We start from the raw sequence: 9,013 nt of genomic DNA, 5'->3' as shown, positions 1-9,013 counted from the left end.
GTTTTGCACCTCTTAAATAGAAAGGGACACCATCCCATCTCCAGTTATTGACAAAGAGTTTAAGGGCAACATATGTCTCCATTTGGGAGTTAGGATTGACTTTGTCTTCTTCTCGATATCCTTTAACTTCTTTACCTACAATCACACCTTTTCCATATTGTCCACGGACTGCATGGGATTCAAACGTCGTATCATTGAATGGAGCAATCGCTTGTAAAACTTTAACTTTTTCGTCGCGCACCGCATTGGAGCTGAGATTAACGGGGGGCTCCATTGCAACGAGCGATAAGAGCTGCATCATGTGGTTTTGGACAATATCGCGCAACAATCCCGATTCTTCATAAAAATTCCCACGCGTTCCAATGCCAATATCCTCTGCTACGGTGATTTGGATATGGTCGATATAGCGGTTATTCCATAAGTTTTCAAAGAGGGCATTTCCAAAGCGGAAAACAAGAAGGTTTTGAACGGTCTCTTTTCCAAGATAGTGGTCGATCCGGTAGATTTGTTCTTCGCTTAAATATTTTGTTAGCTCTGCTTGGAGGGCTTTGGCAGAGTCAAGATCGTGGCCGAAGGGTTTTTCAATAATGATGCGAGACCATTTTTCCTGTTCTTTTTCATAGTCATAGATGTGGCCGTTTTTATGAAGCTTTTGAACGATTTCGGGAAAGTAGCTCGGTTGTGTTGAAAGATAAAAAACGCGATTCCCCTTTGTCCCAAATTGCTTATCGAGTTTTGCTAAGGCATCCTTTAAGGCAATATAGCCTTCGTCTTTGTCAAAATCGGAGCGGTGATAAAAAATTTGCTCTTTAAAGGTCTGCCAAAGACCCTCGTCGATTGGTTTAACGCGAGAGTGTTCACTGATTGCCGTTTTCATCTCATCGCGGAACTGTTCATTGGTTTTTTCCCGACGAGCAAAACCGACGCAGACAAATTGGGCGGGAAGTTGTCCTTCGCGCTTTAAATTATAAATCGCCGGCATCAGTTTTTTGGCAGTTAAATCTCCGGTTGCCCCGAAAATGACGAGGATACACGGTTCAATATTTCTTTGGCCTTGGCCATTTTCTTGAAAAGGGTTTTGATTCATTTGATTGCAGCTCGCTTTTCTTAGATGAGAATTCTCAGGTTTTCCGGTGAGTGATGTTCAACCAGCCTTGTGCATCTTTGAAGAATAATCACAATTGAAGTTGTCGATCAAAAAACATTTTTATAAACACTAGCCTACAAAAATGTAAACTAATTATTTGTTATTTCTCAGCCTCGATGAGCTTCCAAATAGGATTGTAGGAGAACACTTGCACTAAGATAATCTTTAGCTTCTGCACGGTCTTTGCGATTGACGTTAGCATCGCGCATTGTGTTATTGACAAGCATAGAGGTGAGTCTTTCATCCCAATAGACAACTTTTTTACCGGAAGCGCTCTCTAAAAGAGCTCCAAACTCGCGCACCTCTCTGCTCATCTCACTCTCTTGCCCCGACATATGTAGAGGCAGTCCAATCACAAAAAGTTCGATGTCGCCTTTTGCTTTGACGGTTTCAATGAGATGCTCAATAGAGAGCTGCATTGTTTTTTTAGCTTCGATTGTTTTATAGGGGCTTGCAATAATTTTTGAGTCATCAGTGCAAGCAATGCCAATGCGTTTTCTTCCATAATCTATTGCAAAAATGCGGCTCATTTTTTCTTCCTATTTTTGAGGGCTGCTTGAATAAAGGCTTTAAAGAGGGGGTGAGGAGCTGATGGTTTAGATTGAAATTCAGGGTGGTATTGCACTCCAACCATCCAAGGATGATCTTTGATTTCGACAATTTCGCAGAGCTTAGATTTGGGTTCGATTCCTGAAATAAGAAGACCGTTTTCCTCAAAAGCTTCCGTATATTCTGAATTAAACTCGTAGCGATGGCGATGGCGCTCGCGAATTGTTTTTTTGTGATACGCGCGGTAGGTGAGCGATTTTTCATTGAGTTTACACTCGTAGGCTCCAAGGCGCATGGTCCCACCGAGAAATTCTTTGTTTTTTTGCTCGGCAAGCAGTGAGATGACGGGATCGGGTGTGGACGGATCGAATTCTGTCGAGTGGGCTTCTGTCAGCTTAAGAACATGCCGAGCAAATTCAATGACGATAATTTGCATGCCAAGACAAATTCCAAAATAGGGGATCTTATGTCGGCGTGCAAAATGGGCCGCTATGATTTTCCCTTCAATCCCCCGGTTACCAAAACCACCGGGAATGAGATACCCATCACATTTTTTGATGTCTTTATCACTTTTGATTTTATCGGCTTCCATGGGAATAATTTCAAGCTGCGCTTGATTGGATATAGCTCCATGTTTTAATGCTTCCATGACCGATTTATAAGCATCTTGATGATCGAGATATTTTCCGATCACACCTATGCGCACCGGTTTGTGAGCCTTTTTTTGCTTAGCGAGCATCTCTTCCCAGCTTTTAATATGACAGGCCCGTTTATTTAGATCTAAAAGATGGGAGATGGTTTGTTCTATGCGCTGTTTTTTTAATACGAGGGGGACTTCATAGACGTTTTCAACATCGGGAAGATCAAAAACACAGTCGCGATTGATGCTGGAAAAAAGAGCAATCTTGTCTTTAATATCCTCTCCTAACGACTCTTCACAACGGCAAATGACAATGTCGGGGATAATCCCGATACTTCTGAGGGTTTGAATCGAGTGTTGAGAGGGTTTTGACTTCACTTCTCCGGAGGATGGGAGATAGGGGACATAAGTGAGGTGGATGTTGATGCACTTACGGGGGTTTTCAAGTCTAAATTGCCGAATTGCCTCAAGGAAGGGTTGAGATTCAATATCGCCGACCGTTCCGCCGATTTCAATGAGCACGATATCGATTTTTTTTTCATGATCACACACATTTTTAATGCGCGCTTTGATCTCATCAGTGACATGCGGAATCACTTGCACCGTTTTACCTAGATAATCACCTTTGCGCTCTCGCTTAATGACGCTTTCATAAATCTGCCCCGAAGTAGCATTGGAGGCTTTGCTAATAGGGGAGTTGGTATAGCGATAATAATGGCCTAAATCGAGGTCCGTTTCAGCTCCGTCGTCCGTGACATAGACTTCGCCATGTTCGTAAGGATTCATCGTCCCGGGGTCGACATTGAGATAAGGATCGAGCTTGAGAATGGCTATTTTAAGCCCTTTTCCCTCTAATAACTTTGCAATCGATGCGGCCGTGAGCCCTTTGCCTAATGAAGACAGAACGCCACCGGTTACAAAAATAAACTTTTCATGCATAAAGGCCTCCGAAAAGTGAGAGTGTAAAGGCATAAGAGACAAATTTCAATAGGTTCTTTTGTGATCGAGAAAAAGACGGGGCGTGGAAGTAAAAAAAAAGACCCGGTTCTTTGGTTAGAAAGAACCGGGATAGCTTATCTAGATGGGGTTAAGAATGAGGGAGGGAAACCTAGATAAGCCACAAGTCCATTTTTAGTGACTTCTTCGATTTATTGCAATCAAAACTTAAAAATCTGCTTTGAAACTCGACTTTGCAACTTAATTAGTGGACCTGCTTGCCGCGGTCTTTGCTCTAGGACGTTCGACCTACGGTCGAACTAGGAGATTAGAACAAATATCTCGAGTCCCTCGAACTCAAAAAAGTTACAAAATTCTTACATCACAGTGCAGCCGCTTTCTTGTTTAGTCGAAAATTCGTCAATTGCAGAACAGATAGCTTGGGACCGATTCAGGGCAGTTCCGCCTGTTTTATCATCAGAACTCGCAACTATGCCTCGAACTTGTGTGTGTGTATTGGCGCGCATTTCAGTTACTCTGTCTGCAAGAGTTTCAGGGAGATTGTCTCTTATGGATGATAAATAATTTTTAACCAAGGTGGTCGCTTCTTCATTAGTCGCTGCTTTCAATGAATCTTTTATAATTTGATCCGGCGCTTCATTTTCTAGTAATGCATCGCGTAACACGTCTGTTATACAAGGTGCTGATGCTGCAGAAGTTTTTTCTTCTTTTTTCTCTTCACCTAATTTTTCTGAAGGTTTTGATTCAGAAAGAGGTGCTAGTGGTTTTTGCGTCCTAGATCGAGCTAGAGCAAGCGAAGATTCTGAGCCAAATGCTGTGATAGTCGATTTTAGTGCTGCGACTCTTCCGTACAGAATGAAAGCTTTCGGATCGCCGGGACGACTGTTCTTTGCAGTCTTTTCTTCATGATTTATCAAGACGGTTATCATTTTATTTTTAGTATCATTGAGTTCGTCCGGACGTTCATCTTTTATTTTTGATAAAAACGTGGTAACAATTTTTGTTGCCTTCTCATCAGTTTCAGCTCTGATTGCTTCCGTTAAAGTTGGGCCGGTATGTATCCTTGGCGGAGCTAACTCAATTCCGGGTAAATTGCTTATTGATGCCATAAAAAAAACCTCTTTTAATATTATTATTTATAATAATAATTATAACATATTTTAATTAAATAATCTCATTTTATGTGGTTTGCTGTTTTTTTGAAGAGGTGTTGTTTAGTTCGTTGATAATTATGGTGTTAGAATAGAGCTCGGACTTGCTTTGTTGCATAATTCGATAAACTATCAGGTTATTGACCAGAAGGACTTTAACAACCACAGAGAGCACAGAGTACACAGAGAAAAATCAAGAAAATGCACATTCCGGTGCCTCTGTGAGCTCTGCGCTCTCTGTGGTAAGAACTAATAATGAGCATGTTAGATAAAAATGAATTATGCAACAACGCCGCTCGGACTGCAATCTACCTACTTTAAGCTGAAGCTCTCATACGGCCCGGGCGGATAGTGATAGCTAATAAAGTCGGGTTAAAAGACGGTTACATCACGGTGCAGCTGTCTGTGGGAGAGTTAAAGGTGTCAATCGTAGCTATTAGGTTCTCAATTCTCTCTTTCTGTAGCTGAAGTAACATAGACCTACCGGTTCTCTCAGTTGAGGCGATGGATTGATTGCATTTTTCTAGCTTTATGTTGAGGTTTTCTGTCATCTTGCTCTTTGTGCTTTCGATATTTTCCGGTTTAACCGCCGTTAAAAAATCCAAAATGACTCTAGAAGCTTTTTTATCTGTTTCGGATTTAATTGCCTCGTTAATTACTCCCTTGGGATTGTTTGTAGGAGGACTAAAAAAAGCGCCTATCGATGCATCGGTCGTAGAGGTTCCCGAGATAATAGGTGTGTGTGTTGAGTTTAATGACATTATAATAAAAACCATATTTTTAATATTATTCTAAATAAATATTATATCATATTACTGAATAATAATTTATGTTTTTATGTAATTTAGTTTGATTGTAGATGACTTGCTGTCAGTTAGTTGAGTTTTTCTGAAAAATAACTCCATAAGTAGTTTGTTTTCAATGGTTTGGGTTTTTTAGTGAGGTGTTGTTTAGTTCATTGACAATTATGGTGTTAGGGACGTAAACTGGTGCTTCATTTACTGAAGGATGATTTTTACGTGGTAGTCAGTATTTTTGATCTCTTTTCCATCGGGATTGGCCCGTCGAGCTCGCATACGGTGGGGCCCATGAGGGCTGCAAGACGTTTTGTTGAGCTGCTTGAAAGTCACAATATTTTAAAAATTACAGAGCGTATTGATGTTGAGCTGTTTGGATCACTTGCCATGACCGGGATTGGGCATGGGACCGATAAGGCGATTTTGCTTGGCCTTGCCGGGTATGCTCCGCAAGATGTTCCTTTAAATGTCGTTGATCGGCTGCCGGGAGATGTGAAGTGTTCTAAACAATTGACTCTTTTAAGTGGGCACTCCATTCAATTTGATCTCGATCACAATATGATTTTTCACAAGGGTAAGCGTCTGCCCTACCACTCGAATGGACTCCGTTTTCAAGCCTATGGTCCGGGCAGCAAAAAGCTCATTAAAGAAGTCTATTTTTCAGTGGGTGGGGGGTTCGTTGTCAGCTTGGATGAGACCAAAGTGAAAGAGGTTGAAGGGCATGTGACCGTTCCGTTTCCTTTTAGAACATTTAAAGAGCTTAAAGAGCATTGCCTCAAGCACCACATGCGCATTGATCAAGTGATGATGGAAAACGAAAAGACATGGCACACGGAAGAAGAAGTGAAACAAAGACTCTTGCAAATTTGGGCTGTGATGCAGGAATCGATTCAAAATGGTATGAAAAATGAGGGAGTTCTTCCCGGCGGACTCGATGTGCATAGGAGAGCCTTTGGTCTTCATCAAAAGCTTGAGGAAAGTCAAGACCGAGATCCGCTCCATGTCATTGATTGGGCTTCTATGGTTGCGATTGCCGTGAATGAAGAAAATGCCGCAGGTGGTCGAGTCGTGACAGCGCCAACAAACGGTGCCGCAGGAGTTATCCCCGCAACATTGTTTTATTATCGCAAATTTGTTCCCGGGTATTCAGAGGAGAGTGTTTGCCGCTTCTTGTTAACTGCGGGGGCAATTACTATTCTGTATAAGTTTGGAGCCTCAATCTCAGCAGCTGAAATGGGGTGTCAGGGCGAAATTGGAGTGGCCTCTTCTATGGCTGCCGGTGCTTTAACTGCAGTGATGGGCGGTACTCTTTCGCAAATTGAAAATGCAGCTGAAATTGCAATGGAACACCATCTTGGAACGACATGCGATCCGATCGGTGGACTTGTTCAAATCCCCTGTATTGAGCGCAATGCAATGGGTGTCGTTAAAGCGATTAATGCCTCTAGGCTTGCTTTAAGAGGGAGCGGAAAATACCGGGTTTCTTTAGATGAAGTGATCGGTTCCATGAGAGAAATTGGAAATGATATGCATGCCAAATATAAAGAGACGTCGACAGGAGGGCTTGCAACCAATGTTCCTCTCAACGTCCCCGAGTGTTAAAAGAGACATTTTCTAACTATCTTGATACTGCTGCGCGCAAAGCACCACATGCAACTGCGCATACGCAACCTACGACACGTATTGCAGCGTAGCATAAAGTAGCGCCTCCTACATATCCAGCTGTGTGAGCGCACGAATCATCATCTGATCTTCTTATGGCTACTAATTCCCGTGGTCCTATAGTTTCTCGTATACCATCTAAACATCCTTGGCCGCAGCTTTTAGCGCAACTTGGTGATTTATCTGTATCTGATGCCGGAAGCGCAGTAGTAGATACTGCCGGTCTTATTTGAGGCGATGTTGCCGCATCTTTAGGTGCTGCTAAAGGTGCTGTTGCAGAAGCTTTACTTGCAGATTGAATAGCGGCTAGTGCCGCTTTTTGTGTTGGTGATGCTTTTGGTTCTCCATTAGAATGATCAACTGAATCAAATCCAACACCGGCTGCCGGGTGGCTTGTATTAATTATTGGCATAATTTTATCCTTTTTTTTAATTAAAATATTATTATAAATTAAATTATATCAGTATAATTAAATATTTTAAAACATTTAATTTAAACTAATTTTAATATACTTATTTTCAGTAGTTTAATAATAGTTTACACCTCTCGTATGGGGGCGCTATTTTCAAAAATAAAGACGCATTTGAGGCTTTGACTCGCTCAAATGCGTCTTTTTTTGGAAATGGCGTAAATTCTGAGTGATCCGACTCAAATTTGTGAGAAATGCGGGTTAGGCGGTGTTGTATCTTTGGTCAGAGAGAGCTGCATCGAGTGCTGCAAGGAATTCTTCTTTACTCATCGTTATTATGGGTAGATGAAGTGAGTTATAGCAAGTGTGGATTTCAAACAGATTTTCCGATGAGGGACGGACTTTGATCTTCAAGCCGGGGGAGAGCAGGGCATTACCGGTAATGACCCTTACAAATTTGACTCTCCACTCGTCATCTGAAGAATTGATTGCTTCCTTAAGCCAATCGAACTTTATAGGATCAACATCGCCTTCAGTTTGAATTGCACCTAAAAGAGCTTCTTTTGAAACAGGCAATCCTTGAAGGGTTGTAGAAAAAACTTCTGTTCCGTTAGAAATGAGCAACTCTCTTAATTGAGTATTTATTCCACAGAGAAAAGCTTCAGCCGCTTCGACATAAGTTGCCGGATATCCTTTAGCATCCTCTAGCGCCTCCTCATTTGTACACCCCATAGCAGCTGCATATGCGCTCTGATGCTCTTCAGATGGATCGAGGATGATATCTCTTAAAGGTTTGAAGGTTGGATCAATTGATGCAAGGATCTCGGCAATAGATCTTTCTTTTGCATCATCATCGGCTGCTTCATGTAGCGCAAGGACCATTTCAAAAAACTTTGGACTGAATAGAGATCCTGTCACGAATCGATCAGTTCTTTCTTGGTTTTTTTCGGCAAGAAGGGAATAGAATCTCCCTAAATTAGCTAGGATGATCTTGTCATCTTCAACTGAAATAGTAGGGACTTTGGTGTCTCCAAGTGGAATTGCCCTTTTAGAAACAAGGGACTCCATCAGCGTTGTGATAAATTGTTTTGTAACCCCCCCAAGATCGACAGCCCGTGGGCTGTCAATGAGATAAATTCTTTCGGGGAACCCTTGTTCCAGAATTGTATTCAAATAGGCCAGTGGGTTGGCTCTTACGTCATCAAAAGTGCAATAAAATGTTCCATTCCTTGAAGAAAAGGTGCCCGGCAAAACTTCGGTAGCTAAGGAGAGCTCTTCAACTCGAGCCATGCGAATCATATCTCGAATGCGTCCTGCTTCCGGTCCCGATGCTCTTGAAATCACAGATGCGCGAAGAGCCGAATCGACTGTCCATTCACAACTCTGAAATAAAAATTCAAGAATGTCAGCATAGCCTCCTCTAGAGGCTTCAAGAATGATCTCCCTTCTACGCTCTCTGTTACTAATAGTTCGTCCATTAGATAATAAATAGCGGATTACATCTAAATACCCTTTATTAGCAGCATTTATTACGGCTGTTCCTAAGTCGTTTTCGCTAATAGCTCGACTTTGCAACTTTTAGTTGCCTAACTCAAGCAGCCTGAAGTACCCGCCTCACTATATCATCCAGCCAATCCACTATTTCCGGAGTTATATTTTCTAAGGAAGGGGTGATTTTGGCCTTCCCGGAAATTAAATTAT

The 9,013-nt window shown here is 41.9% G+C and carries 8 protein-coding genes; 1 reads left to right on the top strand and 7 read right to left on the bottom strand.

Features of this window, described 5'->3' with window-relative positions; all coding sequences use genetic code 11:
* The 5 genes from zwf to K9M07_07760 all read right to left on the bottom strand — a co-directional run.
* Positions 1-1,087: glucose-6-phosphate dehydrogenase (zwf, locus tag K9M07_07780; protein ID MCF7853120.1), on the bottom strand; the 1,087-nt coding region annotated here is incomplete at its 3' end.
* A 167-nt stretch (positions 1,088-1,254) separates the two neighbouring features.
* Positions 1,255-1,677, bottom strand: a complete 423-nt coding sequence (gene ruvX / locus K9M07_07775; protein ID MCF7853119.1) for a Holliday junction resolvase RuvX — start codon at positions 1,675-1,677, stop codon at positions 1,255-1,257.
* A complete protein-coding gene (locus tag K9M07_07770; GenBank protein MCF7853118.1) occupies positions 1,674-3,275 on the bottom strand; it encodes a CTP synthase in 1,602 nt (533 codons plus the stop codon). Before K9M07_07770 ends, ruvX begins: the two co-directional genes overlap by 4 nt.
* 374 nt (positions 3,276-3,649) lie before the next feature.
* Positions 3,650-4,402: a hypothetical protein gene (locus tag K9M07_07765; GenBank protein ID MCF7853117.1), complete on the bottom strand. Its 753-nt coding sequence runs from the start codon at positions 4,400-4,402 to the stop codon at positions 3,650-3,652.
* Between the two features lie 425 nt (positions 4,403-4,827).
* Positions 4,828-5,205 carry a hypothetical protein gene (locus K9M07_07760; protein ID MCF7853116.1) on the bottom strand — a complete coding sequence of 126 codons (378 nt, stop codon included), beginning with the start codon at positions 5,203-5,205 and terminating at the stop codon, positions 4,828-4,830.
* 258 nt (positions 5,206-5,463) lie between these two features.
* Here K9M07_07760 and K9M07_07755 point away from each other — a divergent pair, with 258 nt between their 5' ends.
* Positions 5,464-6,843 carry an L-serine ammonia-lyase gene (locus tag K9M07_07755; GenBank protein MCF7853115.1) on the top strand — a complete coding sequence of 460 codons (1,380 nt, stop codon included), beginning with the start codon at positions 5,464-5,466 and terminating at the stop codon, positions 6,841-6,843.
* A 16-nt stretch (positions 6,844-6,859) separates the two neighbouring features.
* On the opposite strand, the gene K9M07_07750 is transcribed toward K9M07_07755, so the two are convergent.
* Positions 6,860-7,315, bottom strand: a complete 456-nt coding sequence (locus tag K9M07_07750; GenBank protein ID MCF7853114.1) for a hypothetical protein — start codon at positions 7,313-7,315, stop codon at positions 6,860-6,862.
* A gap of 258 nt (positions 7,316-7,573) precedes the next feature.
* On the bottom strand, positions 7,574-8,887 hold the full coding sequence (locus tag K9M07_07745) for a hypothetical protein (protein MCF7853113.1): 1,314 nt from the start codon (positions 8,885-8,887) through the stop codon (positions 7,574-7,576).
* Between the last annotated feature and the right edge of the window lie 126 nt (positions 8,888-9,013).

It is taken from the genome of Simkaniaceae bacterium, from assembly GCA_021734805.1.
In the GTDB taxonomy this organism is placed as follows: Bacteria; Chlamydiota; Chlamydiia; order Chlamydiales; family JACRBE01; genus Amphritriteisimkania.
This window is presented reverse-complemented; position numbering and strand designations above follow the sequence as displayed.

What these genes read in the sequence shown, in the direction of transcription:
- K9M07_07765 (MCF7853117.1), bottom strand. Translation starts at nt 4,402, where the DNA reads ATGGCATCAATAAGCAATTTACCCGGAATTGAGTTAGCTCCGCCAAGG.
- K9M07_07770 (MCF7853118.1), bottom strand. Translation starts at nt 3,275, where the DNA reads ATGCATGAAAAGTTTATTTTTGTAACCGGTGGCGTTCTGTCTTCATTA.
- ruvX (MCF7853119.1), bottom strand. Translation starts at nt 1,677, where the DNA reads ATGAGCCGCATTTTTGCAATAGATTATGGAAGAAAACGCATTGGCATT.
- K9M07_07760 (MCF7853116.1), bottom strand. Translation starts at nt 5,205, where the DNA reads ATGTCATTAAACTCAACACACACACCTATTATCTCGGGAACCTCTACG.
- K9M07_07750 (MCF7853114.1), bottom strand. Translation starts at nt 7,315, where the DNA reads ATGCCAATAATTAATACAAGCCACCCGGCAGCCGGTGTTGGATTTGAT.